Annotated in this window: 19 protein-coding genes, 1 tRNA gene and 2 pseudogenes; 16 read left to right on the plus strand and 6 right to left on the minus strand. The window is 70.7% G+C overall.

All coding sequences use genetic code 11. The features are described from left to right. Positions 1–90 precede the first annotated feature (90 nt). Genes FDO69_RS07610 through FDO69_RS07620 form a run of 3 tightly spaced genes read right to left on the minus strand, consistent with a single transcriptional unit; the run spans position 91 to position 3,270 of the window. Complete coding sequence (locus tag FDO69_RS07610) at positions 91–570, minus strand: cupin domain-containing protein (protein WP_104778984.1); 480 nt, start codon at positions 568–570, stop codon at positions 91–93. After that, the gene (locus tag FDO69_RS07615; RefSeq protein WP_104778985.1) at positions 567–1,175 is read right to left on the minus strand and encodes a GNAT family N-acetyltransferase; all 609 of its coding nucleotides are present in this window, start codon (positions 1,173–1,175) and stop codon (positions 567–569) included. The genes FDO69_RS07610 and FDO69_RS07615 overlap by 4 nt, the downstream gene beginning before the upstream one ends. Next, positions 1,168–3,270 carry a penicillin acylase family protein gene (locus tag FDO69_RS07620; protein ID WP_104778986.1) on the minus strand — a complete coding sequence of 701 codons (2,103 nt, stop codon included), beginning with the start codon at positions 3,268–3,270 and terminating at the stop codon, positions 1,168–1,170. Before FDO69_RS07620 ends, FDO69_RS07615 begins: the two co-directional genes overlap by 8 nt. Positions 3,271–3,351: 81 nt before the next feature. Here FDO69_RS07620 and FDO69_RS07625 point away from each other — a divergent pair, with 81 nt between their 5' ends. From FDO69_RS07625 to FDO69_RS41080, 4 genes are all read left to right on the plus strand, one after another. After that, a complete protein-coding gene (locus FDO69_RS07625) occupies positions 3,352–4,074 on the plus strand; it encodes a siderophore-interacting protein (protein WP_104778987.1) in 723 nt (240 codons plus the stop codon). A gap of 356 nt (positions 4,075–4,430) precedes the next feature. Further along, positions 4,431–5,024 (plus strand): HhH-GPD-type base excision DNA repair protein, encoded by a 594-nt coding sequence (locus tag FDO69_RS07630; RefSeq protein ID WP_104778988.1) that lies wholly within the window; start codon positions 4,431–4,433, stop codon positions 5,022–5,024. Positions 5,025–5,488: 464 nt separating this feature from the next. Continuing rightward, positions 5,489–5,827, plus strand: coding sequence for a hypothetical protein (locus tag FDO69_RS07635; protein ID WP_104778989.1), 339 nt, complete (start codon positions 5,489–5,491; stop codon positions 5,825–5,827). Between the two features lie 86 nt (positions 5,828–5,913). Beyond that, on the plus strand, positions 5,914–6,051 hold the full coding sequence (locus FDO69_RS41080) for a hypothetical protein (protein ID WP_159030595.1): 138 nt from the start codon (positions 5,914–5,916) through the stop codon (positions 6,049–6,051). A gap of 119 nt (positions 6,052–6,170) precedes the next feature. Here the strand turns inward: FDO69_RS41080 and FDO69_RS07645 are convergent. Beyond that, a pseudogene (locus tag FDO69_RS07645) lies at positions 6,171–6,499 on the minus strand (helicase HerA-like domain-containing protein); the annotation flags it as partial. A 223-nt stretch (positions 6,500–6,722) separates the two neighbouring features. Here FDO69_RS07645 and FDO69_RS07650 point away from each other — a divergent pair. After that, positions 6,723–7,019, plus strand: coding sequence for a type II toxin-antitoxin system VapB family antitoxin (locus tag FDO69_RS07650; RefSeq protein ID WP_003999914.1), 297 nt, complete (start codon positions 6,723–6,725; stop codon positions 7,017–7,019). Between the two features lie 121 nt (positions 7,020–7,140). Further along, positions 7,141–7,758 (plus strand): LytR C-terminal domain-containing protein, encoded by a 618-nt coding sequence (locus FDO69_RS07655; RefSeq protein WP_104778991.1) that lies wholly within the window; start codon positions 7,141–7,143, stop codon positions 7,756–7,758. A 24-nt stretch (positions 7,759–7,782) separates the two neighbouring features. On the opposite strand, the gene upp is transcribed toward FDO69_RS07655, so the two are convergent. Further along, on the minus strand, positions 7,783–8,418 hold the full coding sequence (gene upp, locus FDO69_RS07660) for a uracil phosphoribosyltransferase (RefSeq protein ID WP_104778992.1): 636 nt from the start codon (positions 8,416–8,418) through the stop codon (positions 7,783–7,785). A 132-nt stretch (positions 8,419–8,550) separates the two neighbouring features. On the opposite strand from upp, the gene FDO69_RS07665 reads away from it, so the two are divergent. The 5 genes from FDO69_RS07665 to FDO69_RS07685 all read left to right on the plus strand — a co-directional run bounded on the left by FDO69_RS07665 (position 8,551) and on the right by FDO69_RS07685 (position 11,063). Beyond that, positions 8,551–8,784 carry a hypothetical protein gene (locus tag FDO69_RS07665; RefSeq protein ID WP_167526541.1) on the plus strand — a complete coding sequence of 78 codons (234 nt, stop codon included), beginning with the start codon at positions 8,551–8,553 and terminating at the stop codon, positions 8,782–8,784. Between the two features lie 276 nt (positions 8,785–9,060). After that, on the plus strand, positions 9,061–9,618 hold the full coding sequence (locus tag FDO69_RS07670; protein ID WP_104778993.1) for a tRNA adenosine deaminase-associated protein: 558 nt from the start codon (positions 9,061–9,063) through the stop codon (positions 9,616–9,618). 56 nt (positions 9,619–9,674) lie between these two features. Next, positions 9,675–10,106 (plus strand): tRNA adenosine(34) deaminase TadA, encoded by a 432-nt coding sequence (tadA, locus tag FDO69_RS07675; RefSeq protein ID WP_104778994.1) that lies wholly within the window; start codon positions 9,675–9,677, stop codon positions 10,104–10,106. A 45-nt stretch (positions 10,107–10,151) separates the two neighbouring features. Further along, a tRNA-Ser gene (locus FDO69_RS07680) sits at positions 10,152–10,236 on the plus strand. A gap of 137 nt (positions 10,237–10,373) precedes the next feature. After that, positions 10,374–11,063, plus strand: coding sequence for a TIGR02391 family protein (locus FDO69_RS07685; RefSeq protein ID WP_234387868.1), 690 nt, complete (start codon positions 10,374–10,376; stop codon positions 11,061–11,063). Between the two features lie 41 nt (positions 11,064–11,104). Here the strand turns inward: FDO69_RS07685 and FDO69_RS07690 are convergent. After that, positions 11,105–11,359 (minus strand): annotated as a pseudogene (locus FDO69_RS07690) (tyrosine-type recombinase/integrase); the annotation flags it as partial. Here FDO69_RS07690 and FDO69_RS07695 point away from each other — a divergent pair. The 5 genes from FDO69_RS07695 to FDO69_RS07715 all read left to right on the plus strand — a co-directional run bounded on the left by FDO69_RS07695 (position 11,359) and on the right by FDO69_RS07715 (position 14,787). Beyond that, the gene (locus FDO69_RS07695; RefSeq protein ID WP_104778996.1) at positions 11,359–11,754 is read left to right on the plus strand and encodes a P-loop nucleotide/nucleoside kinase family protein; all 396 of its coding nucleotides are present in this window, start codon (positions 11,359–11,361) and stop codon (positions 11,752–11,754) included. The pseudogene FDO69_RS07690 and the gene FDO69_RS07695 sit on opposite strands and share 1 nt — an antisense overlap. Before the next feature lie 25 nt (positions 11,755–11,779). Then, positions 11,780–12,667, plus strand: a complete 888-nt coding sequence (locus tag FDO69_RS07700; RefSeq protein ID WP_138430072.1) for an HNH endonuclease signature motif containing protein — start codon at positions 11,780–11,782, stop codon at positions 12,665–12,667. A 481-nt stretch (positions 12,668–13,148) separates the two neighbouring features. Beyond that, entirely contained in the window at positions 13,149–13,325 is a 177-nt protein-coding gene (locus tag FDO69_RS07705; RefSeq protein WP_104778998.1) for a hypothetical protein, read from the plus strand. Beyond that, entirely contained in the window at positions 13,325–13,618 is a 294-nt protein-coding gene (locus FDO69_RS07710; protein WP_031105389.1) for a Dabb family protein, read from the plus strand. Before FDO69_RS07705 ends, FDO69_RS07710 begins: the two co-directional genes overlap by 1 nt. 155 nt (positions 13,619–13,773) lie before the next feature. Beyond that, entirely contained in the window at positions 13,774–14,787 is a 1,014-nt protein-coding gene (locus FDO69_RS07715) for a SigB/SigF/SigG family RNA polymerase sigma factor (RefSeq protein WP_420878493.1), read from the plus strand. Positions 14,788–15,025 lie beyond the last annotated feature (238 nt).

The raw sequence follows: 15,025 nt of genomic DNA on the forward strand, positions 1-15,025 counted from the left end.
GAAGGGAGTACGGACAGGATCGGTGTAGTGCTCACCGGGCTGGAGAGGTCTGATGCTCACCGGGCTGGAGAGGTGGGGTGCTCATCGGGCTCAGGAGCCGGGCCTGGACAGCGCCGCGATCTCGTCGGCCACCGCCGGGTAGCGGGCCGTCAGCTCCGCGGCGTCCCCGTGCTCGTAGCCGTCGAACGTGAAACCGGGCGCCATCGTGCAGCCGAACAGGGTCCACCGCCCGTCCCCGCGCACCCTCCCACCCATCCACGTGCCCGCCGGGACCGTGAACTGGACGTGCTGGCCGTCGAGGACGTCCGGCCCGAGCACCACCGTCCGGGCGCCGCCGTCCGGGGCGAGCAGCAGGAGCTCCAGCGGATCGCCCCCGTAGAAGTGCCAGATCTCGTCCGTCGGCAGGCGGTGGAGGGCGGAGACGTCGTCCGCCGTCAGCAGGGCGACGATCGCCGTGCCCTCCGGCCTGCCGTCGGGTCGTTCGGGCCCGGCCCAGGTCTGGCGGAAGAGACCGCCCTCGCGCGGGATCGGCTCCAGGCCGTAGTGGGCGATGAGGTCCTCTGGGGTCACCCGGGGAACAGTATCTCCCGGTCGAGGAAGGCGAGCTGGGCCTTTTTCTCCGGCAGGTACACGTCCGGCAGGTCGATCTCCGGCAGCACCACCACCGGCCCGGGGGTGAAGCCGAGCGCCAGGAAACGGGCGATCGCCTTCTCGTTGCGCACGTCCGGGTCGACCACGATCCGCCGGCGGTCCAGGCCGGGCAGGACGTATCCGGCGATGGCCGCCACCAGCCGCGCGGTCCAGCCGGGCCGGGCACCGCCCGGGCCCGCGGGGGCGAGGAGCAGGTGGACGCCGATGTCGCCGGGGCGGACCTCGTAGCACTCGCTCACGCGGTCGGCCTCCGGCTCGTAGGTCTGGAGGAGGGCGACCGGCTCGCCGTCCCGGACGACGAGGTGGGCGTGGTGGGTGTCGAGCGTGGCCATGTGGGCGTAGACGTCCGCGACCTGTTGTTCGGTCAGCTCGGTCATGCCCCAGAAGGCGGCCCGGTCCTCGCCGACCCAGCGGTGGATCACGGCGGCATCGGCCCCGGGGTCCAGCGGCAGGACGCGGACGGTGCCGAAGCCGTCGGTCTCCTGCTCGTGGACGGAGGTGCGGCAGGCGTACGGGTCAGACATCGGTTTCCTTCTCCAGCCGGGTCCAGTCGGTGACGACCGGGACGAGGTCTCCCGCGAGCCAGAGGGGAAGCTGGTCGCGGTGGTGGGGCGAGCCGGGGACGCCCGAGGCGCCGAGCGGGACCACCCAGCGGCTGTCCTCGCGCCGGGCCAGGTCCCAGACGTAGCGGGCGGCCGGGCCCCGGGCGGCTCGGTCGGTGAGGCCCGGCACGCCCGAGGTGCACAGCACGCAGTCGTGGTCGCCGGACAGCCCCGGTTCGTCGTACGGCTGCTCCGGCTCCAGGGCCCGCCAGGGGGCGAGGCGGTGGGTGTCGCCCCAGACCCCGGCCGGCGGGCGCAGCGCCACGTCCTCGATCGCCGCGCGGACGGCCGCCGGGCGGTCGATTCCGTACAGGTCCTCGGCCCGCAGCAGGTGTTCGAGGGCGAAGCCGACCCGGGGGACGAGGGCGAGCCAGGGCTGGAACACCCCCGGGTACGCCGGTGGTGTGCTGAGCCCGGCGAACGCCGGGTGTGCCGCGAGCCGCCGTACGACCGCTCCGCGCACGGCCGCGTAGAGCGCGGCGTCGGCGCTGCCGGCGTCCATGCGGCGGTCCCAGCCGAGGAGGCGGTCCCGCAGGGCGGCGGCCCCGGGGGTGAGGGCGTCGAGGGCGGCGAGGTGGTCCAGGAGGGGGGCCGCGGAGCCCAGGTGGGTGTCGGTGTGGAGGACGGGCATGTCGTCGGCGGACCAGCGCTCCTTGCCCGCGAGCAGCGCGGCGATGCGGTCGGCGCGGTGCGGCGGGGCGAACTCGACGCCGAGCGGTTCGGCCGGGCCGCGCTGGTTGGCCATGACGGCGACGCCGTCGGTGAGCCCGGCCCGCGGTGACACGTGCCGGCCCTGCCACTCATGGCCGGGCTCCCAGGCGGGCACGATCCGCAGGGAGTTGGCCCCGGCGCGCACCGGCACCCGCCCGGCCACGCGGTGCAGGACACCGCCCTCGGTGTCGGCGGCCTGGACGACGTTGACCGGCTCGGCCCAGCGGTCGAGGGCCCGGTCCACGTCGGCGACCCGGCGGGAGCGCAGCAGCGGCAGCAGGGCACTGAAGCCGAGGTCGCCGGTGACGCGGGGCGGGTAGCGCAGGCTGATCGCCACGGGCACGCCGGAAGGACCGGAGTGTGCCGGGTCCAGCGGATCGCCGTCGATCCCCTCGGGACCGCCGATGATCACCGGGCCCCGGTCGGTCTCGATCACCTCGACCTCGACCGGCTCCGCGCCCGCCACCTCGACCGTCTCGGTGTGCCGGGCCGCCCGCCGCCAGACCCCGTCCGGGCCGAGGGCCTCCACCCCGGCGCCGGTGCGCCGCAGCCGCTCCCGGTAGAGGTCCTGGTAGTCGGCCATGGCGTTGGTGATGGCCCAGGCGACCGTGCCGGTGTGCCCGAAGTGGGCGATGCCGGGGACACCGGGGACGGCCAGTCCCACGACGTCGAACTCCGGGCAGGACAGGTGGATCTGCTGGTAGACGCCCGGATCCTCGATCCAGCGGTGGGGGTCGCCGGCGATGAGCGCCTGCCCGGTGACCGTCCGCTCGCCTCCGACCAGCCAGCCGTTGCTGCCGGAGGTGCCGGGGCCGTCGGTGGCGAAGAGGCCGATGGCGTCCGCGTCCAGGTGGGCGGCGACCTGCTCGCGCCAGAGCTTGGCCGGGAACCCGGCGAAGAGGATGTGGATGGCGAGCCAGACCCCGAGGGGGGTCCAGGGATCCCAGCGGCCGGGGGTGAGACCGGTGCGGGCGAACTCGGGGGCGGTGGCGTCGGCCAGCCCCTCGTTGACCCCGTCGACGTACGCCCGCACCCACCGCGCCGTCTTGGGGTCCCGTCTCTCCAGGTCCGCGAAGCAGCGTCGCCCGGTGTCGTCGAGCCGGGCCCGTCTCGCGAACCGGTCCCAGGCCAGGGCGTCCTTACCGAGGAACGACGCCGAGGTGCCCTGCGCCCGGTGGCGCTCGACCTCCAGCTGCCAGGCCCGGTCGCGGGCGGTGACGAGGCCCTGCGCGCGGGCGAGTTCGGCCGCGCTGTCCGCACGCAGGTGCGGAATGCCCCAGGCGTCACGGTAGATCTCGGTGGCCACGCTGTACCCCCAGTTCCCTTTAGGTTAGCCTTGCCTAAGTCAAAGCTGTGGCCGGAATCGTACGCGAGGGGCTGAAACGCGATGGGGCAGGGGCGGGGTTGGGAGGGCGCGGTCCTCAGACTGCTGCGCGCCAAGGACTTCGAGTTCACGGTGACGGACGTCGAGGACGTCACCCCGGACTACCGGCGGCTGCGCTTCACCGACGGCGGTCTGCTGGCCGCGACCGGAGTGCACCCCACCATGTGGGTACGGCTGTGGTTCGACAACGCCGGCAAGCCGCACCAGCGGGCCTACACCCTGGTCGACCCGGACGCCGAGGCCGGCACCTTCGGCCTGGAGTTCGCCCTGCACGAGGGCTGCGCCAGCGACTGGGCCAGGGCGGCGAAACCGGGCGACACCATCGAGGCGACGGTCCAGGGAACCGGCTTCGAGCACCCGAGCCCCGCGCCCTCGCACGTCTTCGCCGTCGGCGACCCGGCCTCCCTCCCGGCCATCAACTCCCTCCTCGGCGCCCTGGGTTCCACCCCGGCCACCGTCTGGTTCGAGGGCGGCGACGACGACCTGCCGTTCCGCGCCGACCCGGACCGGCACGAGCTCCGGAAGGTGCCCCGCCGGGACTCCGGCGCCCACCTGGTCGACCGGGTGAAGTCGGACCTGCCCGGCCTGCTCCAGGGCTCGGCCGACCCCTATGTCTGGATCGCCTGCGACACGACGACGACCCGGACCCTCGCGGCATACGTCCGCAAGGAACTCGGGCTGCCCAAGCAGCGGGTCCACGCCCTGGGCTACTGGCGGGCGACCTGAGCGGCGAGCGCACGCGCTGAGCTGCCGACAGGCGACCTGAGCGGCGGGCGCACGCACTGAGCTGCCGACGGGCGACCGGAGCAGCGGGCGCACGCACTGAGCTGCCGCCGGGCGACCTGAGCAGCGGGCGCACGCGCTGAGCTGCCGACGGGCGACCGGAGCAGCGGGCGCACGCACTGAGCTGCCGCCGGGCGACCTGAGCAGCGGGCGCACGCGCTGAGCTGCCGACGGGCGACCGGAGCAGCGGGCGCACGCACTGAGCTGCCGCCGGGCGACCTGAGCAGCGGGCGCACGCACTGCGCTGCCGGCGGGCGGCCTGAGCAGCGGGCGAGCCCGGCCCGGGGGATGATCGGGGCATGGACGTCACTCTTCACCTCGCCCAGGATCCCGAGGCCGACGCGCTGCTCGGCCGCAGTCCGCTCGCCGCGCTGGTCGGCATGCTGCTGGACCAGCAGGTCCCCATGGAGTGGGCGTTCAAGGGCCCGGCGACGATCGCCCGGCGGCTCGGCACGGACGACCTGGACGCGCACGAGATCGCCGCGCACGAGCCGGAGGCCTTCGCCGCGCTGCTCTCCGAGAAGCCGGCGGTACACCGCTACCCGGGCTCCATGGCCAAGCGGATCCAGCAGCTGTGCCAGTACCTCGTCGAGCATTACGACGGTGACGCCGCGGCCGTCTGGAAGGACGTCGGCACCGGCAAGGAACTCCTGAAGCGCCTCGCCGAACTGCCCGGCTTCGGCAAGCAGAAGGCCCAGATCTTCCTCGCCCTGCTGGGCAAGCAGCTCGGAGTGCGCCCCACGGGCTGGCGGGAGGCGGCGGGCTCCTACGGCGAGCCGGACTCCTTCCGCTCGGTCGCCGACATCACGGGCCCCGAGTCGCTGGTCAAGGTACGGGCACACAAGCAGGAGATGAAGGCAGCGGCGAAGGCGGCGAAGGCCTCCGGCAAGTAGACCCCGGCCCGGTAGGACCGGCCCGGTAGGACCGGCCCGGTAGGACCGGCCCGGTAGGACCGGCCCGAGCAAGGACGCCGACTAACCGGCCCGGTAGGACCGGCCCGAGCAAGGACGCCGACTAACCGGCCCGGTAGGCCCCGGCCCGAGCAAGGACGCCGACTAACCGGCCCGCCGACCGGTGCGGGCAGCGACCGGGGCGGCGACCCGGGGGGCGACCGGGGGGCGGCGACCCCGGGAGGCGGCGACCCCGGGAGGCGGCGACCCCGGGAGGCGGCGACCGGGGGGCGGCGACCGGGTCGGGCGCTTCAGCCGCCTGGTCCGTTCCGGGTGGCGGCCGCTTCTCACCCGGTCGCAGCATGGACCATGACCGAGCCACCGAGCGGCTCCCCCGCGTGGGCCGAGCGAGCGGATCTCGCCGCAGGCGGGATGGACGGCGTGGCCGCCGCGGGGAATGACCTCGCGTGACCCCCGCACCGCAGCCGGTCCCACGCGGCCCGCGTCGGCACGCCTGGTTGCGGGTGCTCGTCCTGCTGCTCGCCCTCCTCGTGCCGGGCGCCCACGCCGAGGCCCACTCGGGAGGGACGGCCCCCCTCTCCGGGGAGAACACCACCGTCGAGTGCGACCTCCTCGACACAGCCCTGCGCCCACCGGCCCGGGGCGTCCGCCGCGTGGCCGCCCCGCCGGCCCCGGCCCCGCTCCCGGGCCCCGAACCCGCGCACGCCGCACCTCGGCCCGTGCCCGTACCGCCGACCGCGCCGCACGCCCCTCGCCCCCTGCGTTCCGAAGTTCTGCGCTGCTGACAGAAAACAGGACCGGCCATGCCCCGGCCCGTCCGTCGTCCCGCACGGAACCAGCAAGAACGACGAGGAACGACGAGGAACCAGCCATGCTCCAAGACCCGTACGCGGTGTTGCGCGCCCTCCTGCGCGCGGAGGCCGCCCGCAGCGCCCCCAAGCCCCACTCCCAGCCGGACGCGCGGAAGCCACCGCAGCCCCCGAAGGGGAGAAGAGAAGACCGCGGCTGACCCCCCACACGGCGGAGGCGCCCCGACGCCTCCGCCGTTCCGATGTCTCCCCCTAACGCCTCCGCCCCCTAACGCCTCCGCCCCCTAACACCTCCGCCGTCCCTGACGCCTCCACCGCTCAGGGCCTTCTGGCCGTCGGGGGTGGAAGCCCGCAACGCGTGCTGGACACGGTTGCCGAGCCGGGCCAGGACCTCGGCCGGTACGTCCTTCGGGAACTGCGTCACGAAGGAGACCCCGACCCCTTTCGAGCGAATCAGGCGCACGGTCTGCGTGATCGACTCCAGGTACGCCCCGGAGGCCTCGTCGAAGAGCAGGTGCACCTCGTCGAGGAAGAACACCAGCCGCAGCTGTCGACGTCGCCGAGCTCGGGCAGATCATTGAAGAGATCGGCGAGCAGCCACATCAGGAACGTCGAGAACAGCTGAGGCCGCTCCTGTACGGCGCTCAGCCAGGCCGCTCCTGTACGGCGCCCAGCTCCAGGCCCTTGCTGTCGGCCAGAAAGACCGGCATGCCCTGGGCGGACACCTCGGGCGGCGGCCCACGGCACGGTCTCGCGGTCGGGCATATTCACGCCCCTGTTTCCGGTTCGTACCGCCTTGCGGGGTTTTTTTCAGCGTCGCACCTCGGCGCCATGGCTGCGCCCGGAAGGTCTTGACCGGTAGGCTTTCCGTGTGATCTTCAAGCGCATCGGAAACGGCCGGCCGTACCCCGACCACGGCCGGGAAAGCACCCGGCAGTGGGCGGACGTCGCGCCGCGCCCGGTCCGCCTCGATCAGCTCGTGACGACCAAGGGTCAGCTCGATCTGGAAACGCTGCTCGCCGAGGACTCGACGTTCTACGGCGACCTCTTCGCGCACGTCGTGAAGTGGCAGGGCGACCTGTACCTGGAGGACGGACTGCACCGCGCGGTGCGCGCCGCGCTCCAGCAGCGCCAGGTGCTGCACGCGCGCGTGCTCGAACTCGACTGATCCCCGGCGGTCGCGGGTTGACCCTTTCGGGTTCCACTGGGCGACGTCGAATGATCATCTAGTAGGCATCGTCGCCCAGGCGCACTACGCTGCGCTCATGAGCATGCTGACTCCCCCCGGCATGGGCGGCAAGTACCGCATCACGGGCAACAAGTACCCCAAGATGCGTCGGCCCCGGCGGCGCGGCAGGCTCGTCGTCCTGACCGTCGCGTCCGTCGTCGTCCTCGGTGTGGGCGGGTGGGGCACGCTGCAGCTCATCGACGTCTTCACCGGCGGCGGCAGAAAGGCTTCGGCGGCCGCCGACGGAACGGACTGCGGCGTCAAGACCAAGGCGAGCCCCTCGCCCAGCGCCAGGGCCCTGCCCGAGCCGCGCACGATCACCGTCAACGTGCTCAACGCCACCACCCGCGGCGGCCTGGCGAAGAAGACCGCCGACGAGCTCAAGAAGCGCGGCTTCAAGATCGGCGACGTGGGCAACGCGCCCCAGCAGTACGACAAGAAGGTCAAGGGCACCGGCCTGCTGCTCGGCCCCGGCGCCGCGCTCGACACCTCGTTGCCCGTGCTCGGCACCCAGCTCCCGGGCGCCGAACGGCGTACCGAGGCGGCCCGTAAGGGCGCTGCCGTCGACCTCGTCATCGGGGACGCCTTCAAGGAACTGGCGAAAAAGCCGGACGCCGACCGGGCGCTGACCAAGCTGGCCACGCCCGAGCCGGCGCCGACGTCGAAGAAGGGCTGCTGAACCACCCGGGTCCAGCTCGGGGACCTACTCGGCCGCCCCGTACATCCGGTCCCCCGCGTCTCCGAGGCCCGGCACGATGTAGCCGTGCTCGTTCAGCCGCTCGTCGACCGAGGCGGTCACCACCGTCACCGGCGTGCCCGCCAGCTCGCGCTCCATGATCTCGACGCCCTCCGGCGCGGCCAGCAGCACCACGGCGGTCACGTCGTCCGCGCCACGCCGGATCAGCTCGCGGATCGCCGCGACCAGCGTGCCGCCGGTGGCGAGCATCGGGTCGAGCACGTAGACCTGACGCCCCGACAGGTCCTCGGGCATCCGCGTCGCGTACGTGGAGGCCTCCAGCGTCTCCTCGTTGCGGATCATGCCGAGGAAGCCCACCTCGGCGGTCGGCAGCAGCCGGACCATGCCGTCCAGCATGCCGAGCCCGGCCCGCAGGATCGGCACCACCAGCGGCCGCGGGTGCGACAGCTTGACGCCCGTGGTCCGCGCGACCGGCGTCTGGATGTCGACCTGTTCGGTGCGCACGTCACGCGTGGCCTCGTAGGCGAGCAGGGTGACCAGCTCGTCGGCGAGACGGCGGAAGGTCGCGGAGTCGGTGCGCTGGTCGCGCAGCGTGGTGAGCTTGTGGGCGACCAGCGGGTGGTCGACGACGTGGAGACGCATGTCCACAACATTAACCGGGCGGGGTGCCCCGGACCGCACGGCAAGCCCGCTCTCCGGCCGTCACCCGATCACCGGCGTCAAACCGCCCGTCCGGGGGAAAGCGGAAGGGACGGACTAGGGGTGGTGAACCTGATGCCGGACCGGAAATTCCGAGACGATCCGCTGCCGAGCATGTGGCCGGGGACGGGCCTTACGCCCGACCGGACGGACGGGGCCGACGAGTCCGACGCCGAGCGGCGTCGGCGTCGCGCCCGGTTCCTGCGCGATCTGGCCGAGGCCCGGGCGCTGCGCGACCGCGTCCAGCCGCGCCGCGCCAAGACGGCCCGGCTGCGGCACGCCATGCGCATGCGCACCTTCCGCTGGTAGGGAACGGGTGAGGAAACCCCCGGCAAAGATCACGAACCGCGCGGAGATTGTCGCGAGTGACCGTGCGTGGAGCGGGGCAAAGCCGCGTACGATCCGCAGGTGGCGGCAACGGGCGTGCGAGCGGAACTGCCGGACACAGGGAGCCGAAGACGTCCCCTGAACGCCTTGTTTCTGCCACGATTCCGAGTGGGTGGGGCTCGGACGAGCACTCCCCGCCCGTAACCTCCGCCGGGGGGACCCCCAACCGGCACGCCTAGGACCAGTGGGAGAGTCACGGTGTACTTCGCCGCACTGCTCGCGCGCACCGAAGACGGGTGGGAAGCGAGCGACACAGAGCTCGACGATGTGGAAACCCTGTCGGATCTCGCCGACCTGGCCCGTGAAGCCTCTCCCGACGAGGACACGGTGCTCGTGCTCATCGAGCAGGAGGACGCCTGGTTCGGCGTCGTCCGCGTGGACGGCGAGGAAGACCCTCGCATCTACGTCTCGGACGCCGCCGCCGCTGCCCGCAGCAGCTACGGCGAGATCCTGCTGACCGAGCTGCTCGGCCGGGATCCGGACGACGGGGACGACCTCGACGCCCTCGATCTCGACGGCACCGAGGACGGTGAGTCCGACGCGGACGACGGGAACGACGTGGACGACGGGGATACCGAGGGCGGCTCCGCGGCCGCCGGCGCCGCCGAGTCCGTGCCGCACGGCCCGGTCGGCGACGCGCTGATCCTGGACGACCTCGGCGTGAGCGAGACGGACCTGCGGCTGATGTCGACGGACGCCGTCACCGAGATCGCCGAGTCCCTGGGCGCCTCGGAGACCCTGGAGACCGTCCGCTGACCGGTCGTGGCAGCGCGGGAGGGCCGGACCCGGTCCGGGACCCCTGGCGGCCGGCGATGCGACGCGCCCTGGACGAGGCCGCCGAGGCCGTCCGGGGCGGGGACGTCCCCGTCGGCGCCGTCGTCCTGGCCCCGGACGGCACGACCCTGCTCGCGGCCGGCCACAACGAACGCGAGGCCGGCGGCGACCCCACGGCCCACGCGGAACTGCTCGCCCTGCGGCGGGCCGCGGCCGCCCTCGGCGTGTGGCGGCTGACCGGCTGCACCCTCGTGGTGACGCTGGAGCCCTGCACGATGTGCGCGGGCGCGATCCAGCAGTCCCGCGTCGACCGGCTCGTCTACGGCGCCCGCGACGAGAAGGCCGGCGCGGCAGGATCCCTCTGGGACCTCGTCCGCGACCGGCGGCTCAACCACCGGCCCGAGGTGATCGAGGGCGTGCTCGCCGAGGAGTGCGCCGGGCTGCTCACCGAGTTCTTCCGCGGCCGATGAATACCGATTTCAAAGCAGGCGGCTCCTTGCTGTAAGGTCTCCCTCGGTAGCGTGTCCGAGCGGCCGAAGGAGCTCGCCTCGAAAGCGAGTGTGGCGCAAGTCACCGAGGGTTCAAATCCCTCCGCTACCGCAGGTAGATGAGGGGCCCGGTCCGTTGGACCGGGCCCCTCATCGGCTTCCGTCTCAGTTTCCGTCTCAGTCGGCGCTCTCCGATCCTGTAATGGAATCCAGCTGCCGACGCCTAATGCCACCTTCTACCCTGCGTAGATGGATCGTGACTGGATGCATCAGCGACTTGAAGTCTTCGACGAGCTGGCCGGCAAGTATCTCGCCTCCCGCAAGATTGACGGCCTCGGGGACGCGTCGCTTCATGAGCAGCTGCACAGGGCCGAACCCACGATCAACCAGATCTTGAGGTGTCTGGATCCCCAGCTATCCATCGACCTTGACCAGTCGCCATACCTCGCTAAGAACCACGCCAGTCGCGCCCTGGGCATCCTCGAAGACATGGACGACTGGGCAGCTCGGCTGACACCTGACGCCCCGTCACTTCCGGCTGACCAGTTTCATCCCTGGGTGTGGGATGCGGCTCGCACTTTCTGGGAGTCCAAGCACTACAGGGCAGCAGTCCATGCCTCCGCAACGTCGATCAACGCCCATCTCCAGAACAAACTCGGCCGGCGCGACCTCTCAGACGTCAAGCTTGTTCAAGAAGCATTCAGCGACAAGCCGCCGGAGCCCGGAAAGCCACGGCTCCGGACACCAGGTGATCCGACCGACATCGGTGTCCAGACGCGTCAGCGCGGTGCGCTGCTGCTTGGCCAGGGAGCGTTTTCCGCCCTTCGGAATCCGGCCGCGCATGAGACGGGGGACCTGCCAGAACAGGAAGCGTTGGAGCAGTTGGCCACGCTCAGCGTCGTCGCGCGACTCATTGATCAATGCAACGTGGTCGCGTAACCCGGCTGGGGGCAGGCCGTTAGGGGCCCGCCCCCACTGGCTTACTTGACCGGTACGAGCGCCCCGGCGGCCCCGTCGTCGCCGTCCGGTCCGTCTGCGGCCGACTTCCAGATGAGTCCGTCGACCTGTCGAGCGACGTCGTTGCGGACGGAGTCCACCATGTGTTGGTACCGCGCGGCCATGGCCGTGGTGGACCAGCCCATGAGTCCCATGACGGCCCGCTCGGAGACGCCGAGGATGAGCAGGACCGTGGCGGCGGTGTGGCGGGCGTCGTGCAGGCGGCCGTCTCGGACGCGTGGACTTCCCCCGGGGCGTCTTCCCCACCCTTGAGCGGCCCGTCCTCGAAGACGTGGCGGCCGACCTCCGGGAGCAGCTCAAGGCAGGGCACGATGTCGTCGTTGATCACGTCTTCTGGACCCCCGAGGACCGGGCTAATTGGCGAGCGATCGCCGCCGACGCCAGCGCGACTCCGGTACTCGTCTACCTGGCGGCCAGCCATGACGAGCTGTGGGCGAGGATCAGCAAGCGCAATGAGTTCCACGCGAACGATCCCAACTCGATCTACTTCTCGGAGAGCGACCTACAGCGGTACCGCACTCGTTTCATCCCGCCTCAGGCAGACGAACCACACCTGCTCTACGAGGGCGACCCTGCGACCGTGATCGCAGCTCTTGAGGGCTCCCGCTCGTGACACTTGAGAATCTATCGTCGGTCGCGTGAGTGACTTCAGCCCTGGTGCCCCTCTGTGCAAGCTGCTGTTCGGTCGCGCGACGAGCTGTGCGTACCCCGATTGCTCAGAGCCCTTGGTTGAGGAGCATCGAGGACTGCTGAGTATCAACGTGGAGGTGGCTCACATCCGCGCGGAGAAGCCTGGGGGGCCGCGGTTCGATGCGAACTTCATCGAGGTCAACAGCGAGCCGAACCTGGTGCTTCTGTGTCACAAGCATCACAAGTGGGTCGACCGCCACCCGGACGCCTACCCCACCGAAGAATTGCTGATCTGGAAAGAACGTCAGGCGGCCCAGGGCCGTGGTGGCGGTCTGAGTGCAGAACAGCTAGATCAGGTCGTCAAGGCGTTCACGACGCCGAAGGCCGAGGCGGAGGCGGTCGGCATGATCAGCGCCGGGGGCGAGAACATCGTATCCAAGATCGAACACCTCCCGGAGTTCCAGCTGCTGAACGCCGACCCCGAAGCGCGATACCTCGGCGTGCGCATCTCCAACGTGGGGGCAATCGGGTTCGGGGTCGATGCCGTCGGCTATGAGATCGACATCCACGCGCCGGCCCCGCTGGTCTACGGCTTCCCTGCCGAGCACATCCGCCACCAACCACCGAGGCGGCTGGAGCCACAGACGAACGCGGTCTGGATTGTCGACCCTGAAGTGGTCTGCAACGGCATCAGACTCGTGATGAAGACGGTGAAGGTGTACGTCCCTGCGCGGTTCCGTGCGTTCGGCCACCTCGGTTCCGGAGGTCGAGTACTCGGGCCGTGGGTGTCCGCTCTGTACCTCCCTATCTGGAGGGACCAAGTAACTCAGGAGTGGCTGGACGGCTTCGCGGCACAAGCGGAGCAGACGCGCGCGAAACTTCGACCGAAACCTTAAGAAGAGGAACGTGCAGGTCAGCCGGGCGGTGCTCCGTCTCAGTTTCCGTCTCATTCAGCCTCGGTCGGGGCCGTCCAAAGTGGTTCACACGGCGGGCGAGGAAGCCGGAATGAACGAGGTGGAACGGCTCTGAATGCCTGTCTGACCAGCACGAACAGACCTCGAAAGCGAGTGTGGCGCAAGTCACCGAGGGTTCAAATCCCTCCGCTACCGCTTGTGGACGAAGGGTCCGGCTCATTGAGCCGGACCCTTCGCGCGTCTCCGCCTCTTCTCACCTCCCGGTCTGCTGGGCGAACTGCTACCACGCAACGATCTTGGGCTTGGACGTGTAGCCGTTGATGCCCTCTACCCACGAGGCGAGCGCCGCCGAAGCAGGCTGTGCCGGGCCGCCGTGATCGTCGTGCGATCAGGCCCTTCGTGTGATCGGACCTTCGTGCGATCATGTGCGCTGCATGGGACGCCAGTGACATGGGAGGCCGCGATGGCGGTGAACGCGAAGAAGGTCGCCGTCTACGTCGTCGTGGTCTTCGTGATGTACGTGATCGTCACGGACCCGAAGAAGGCCGCCGACTACGTCCAGATAGGGTTCCAGGGCATATCGGACGCCGCCGGGGCTCTCGGCGATTTCGCTACGTGGGTTGCGAACGGAGCAAAGTGATGATCCGCCACCTGGTGCTCTTCAAGCTCAACGAGGGCGTCGAGCGCGACGACCCCCGGGTCGTGAAGGGCGTCGAGGCCTTCCGCGCGCTCGGCGACAAGATCCCGGAGCTCCGCTTCTGGGAGCTCGGCTGGAACGTCAGCGACCGTCCCATCGCCTACGACTTCGCCATCAACTCGGCCTGCGACGACGCGGACGCGCTGCGGCGATACGTGGAGCACCCGGACCACCAGGCCGGGGTCGCGCTGTGGCGGGAGTTCGCCACGTGGGTGATCGCTGACTACGAGTTCTGAGACCGGCTCCGAGACCGGCCGCTTCCGCCCCCTGTCGCTTCGACAGGGGGCTCTTCCGTTGGACGAGTTGATTCATGCGGCTTTCATCACTCAACACGTAGTTATGGGGTGCTTGCACACAGAGTGCATGTCTTGTGATGCTATGACCGCTTTTGATGGAAGAGTTGGCGGATCAGGACGATGACGAGGTGGAGTTGACCGTGCTGGCCAGTACCGCACCTCAGGCACCGTCCCCTCAAGCGCCACCCTCGTCCCCTCAAGCGTCACCCTCGTCCCCCCAGGCACCGCCCACGCCCCCTCAAGCCTCGGCCCCTGAGGGAGCGCCCCCTCAGGGAGCGCCTCCCCAGGGAGCACCCCCTCAGGCGGCATCGCCGGAAGGCGCTCCGGCCGCGCCCCAGCGGAGCAGCCGCGGCGCCGACACCCGGGCCCTCACCCAGGTCCTCTTCGCACAGCTCAAGGAGCTCCAGCCGGGCACCCCGGAGCACGACCGCGTACGCGGGGCGCTCATCGAGGCCAACCTCCCGCTCGTGCGCTACGCGGCCGCCCGGTTCCGCTCCCGCAACGAGCCGATGGAGGACGTCGTCCAGGTCGGCACGATCGGGCTCATCAACGCCATCGACCGCTTCGACCCGGACCGGGGCGTGCAGTTCCCGACGTTCGCGATGCCGACCGTCGTGGGCGAGATCAAGCGGTACTTCCGCGACAACGTCCGCACCGTGCACGTGCCGCGTCGGCTGCACGAGCTGTGGGTGCAGGTCAACAGCGCGACGGAGGACCTGACGACGTCCTTCGGACGTACACCGACGACCGCTGAGATCGCCGAGCGGCTGCGCATCACCGAGGACGAGGTGCTGTCCTGCATCGAGGCCGGGCGGTCGTACCACGCGACCTCCCTGGAGGCCGCGCAGGAGGGCGACGGGCTGCCGGGGCTGCTGGACCGGCTCGGCTACGAGGATCCCGCCCTGGACGGTGTGGAGCACCGGGACCTCGTCCGGCATCTGCTCGTCCAGCTGCCCGAGCGGGAGCAGCGGATCCTGCTGCTGCGGTACTACAGCAATCTCACGCAGTCCCAGATCTCCGCGGAGCTCGGCGTCTCACAGATGCACGTGTCGCGGCTACTCGCGCGTAGCTTTCAACGATTGCGGTCTGCGAACCGTATCGACGCGTAACCGCAAACGTGAGCGAGAGGTCACCGCGGGGAGGGAATCGCCCATCAGGGCCGTTCCCGGCGGTTGAGAGCCGATAAGCCGTCAGACCCCTTGTTTGCAGGGCGTATTCGCGTCTCAGATGTCGACATGTCACTACAGCGTGTTGCCGACATGTGACATTCTGCGGGAAGCGCGTTTGCCGGAGCTTCGGCTCCGGTATTCAGGTGAAGGCTGCGTTCCTCAGACGGGAGCGTCCGCC

This window comes from Streptomyces tibetensis (assembly GCF_007655005.1).
GTDB lineage: Bacteria > Actinomycetota > Actinomycetes > Streptomycetales > Streptomycetaceae > Streptomyces > Streptomyces tibetensis.

What these genes read in the sequence shown, in the direction of transcription:
- FDO69_RS07615 (WP_104778985.1), bottom strand. Translation starts at nt 1,175, where the DNA reads ATGTCTGACCCGTACGCCTGCCGCACCTCCGTCCACGAGCAGGAGACC.
- FDO69_RS07625 (WP_104778987.1), top strand. Translation starts at nt 3,352, where the DNA reads ATGGGGCAGGGGCGGGGTTGGGAGGGCGCGGTCCTCAGACTGCTGCGC.
- FDO69_RS07630 (WP_104778988.1), top strand. Translation starts at nt 4,431, where the DNA reads ATGGACGTCACTCTTCACCTCGCCCAGGATCCCGAGGCCGACGCGCTG.
- FDO69_RS41080 (WP_159030595.1), top strand. Translation starts at nt 5,914, where the DNA reads ATGCTCCAAGACCCGTACGCGGTGTTGCGCGCCCTCCTGCGCGCGGAG.
- FDO69_RS07655 (WP_104778991.1), top strand. Translation starts at nt 7,141, where the DNA reads ATGGGCGGCAAGTACCGCATCACGGGCAACAAGTACCCCAAGATGCGT.
- upp (WP_104778992.1), bottom strand. Translation starts at nt 8,418, where the DNA reads ATGCGTCTCCACGTCGTCGACCACCCGCTGGTCGCCCACAAGCTCACC.
- FDO69_RS07665 (WP_167526541.1), top strand. Translation starts at nt 8,551, where the DNA reads ATGCCGGACCGGAAATTCCGAGACGATCCGCTGCCGAGCATGTGGCCG.
- tadA (WP_104778994.1), top strand. Translation starts at nt 9,675, where the DNA reads ATGCGACGCGCCCTGGACGAGGCCGCCGAGGCCGTCCGGGGCGGGGAC.
- FDO69_RS07685 (WP_234387868.1), top strand. Translation starts at nt 10,374, where the DNA reads ATGGATCGTGACTGGATGCATCAGCGACTTGAAGTCTTCGACGAGCTG.
- FDO69_RS07705 (WP_104778998.1), top strand. Translation starts at nt 13,149, where the DNA reads ATGGCGGTGAACGCGAAGAAGGTCGCCGTCTACGTCGTCGTGGTCTTC.
- FDO69_RS07710 (WP_031105389.1), top strand. Translation starts at nt 13,325, where the DNA reads ATGATCCGCCACCTGGTGCTCTTCAAGCTCAACGAGGGCGTCGAGCGC.
- FDO69_RS07715 (WP_420878493.1), top strand. Translation starts at nt 13,774, where the DNA reads ATGGAAGAGTTGGCGGATCAGGACGATGACGAGGTGGAGTTGACCGTG.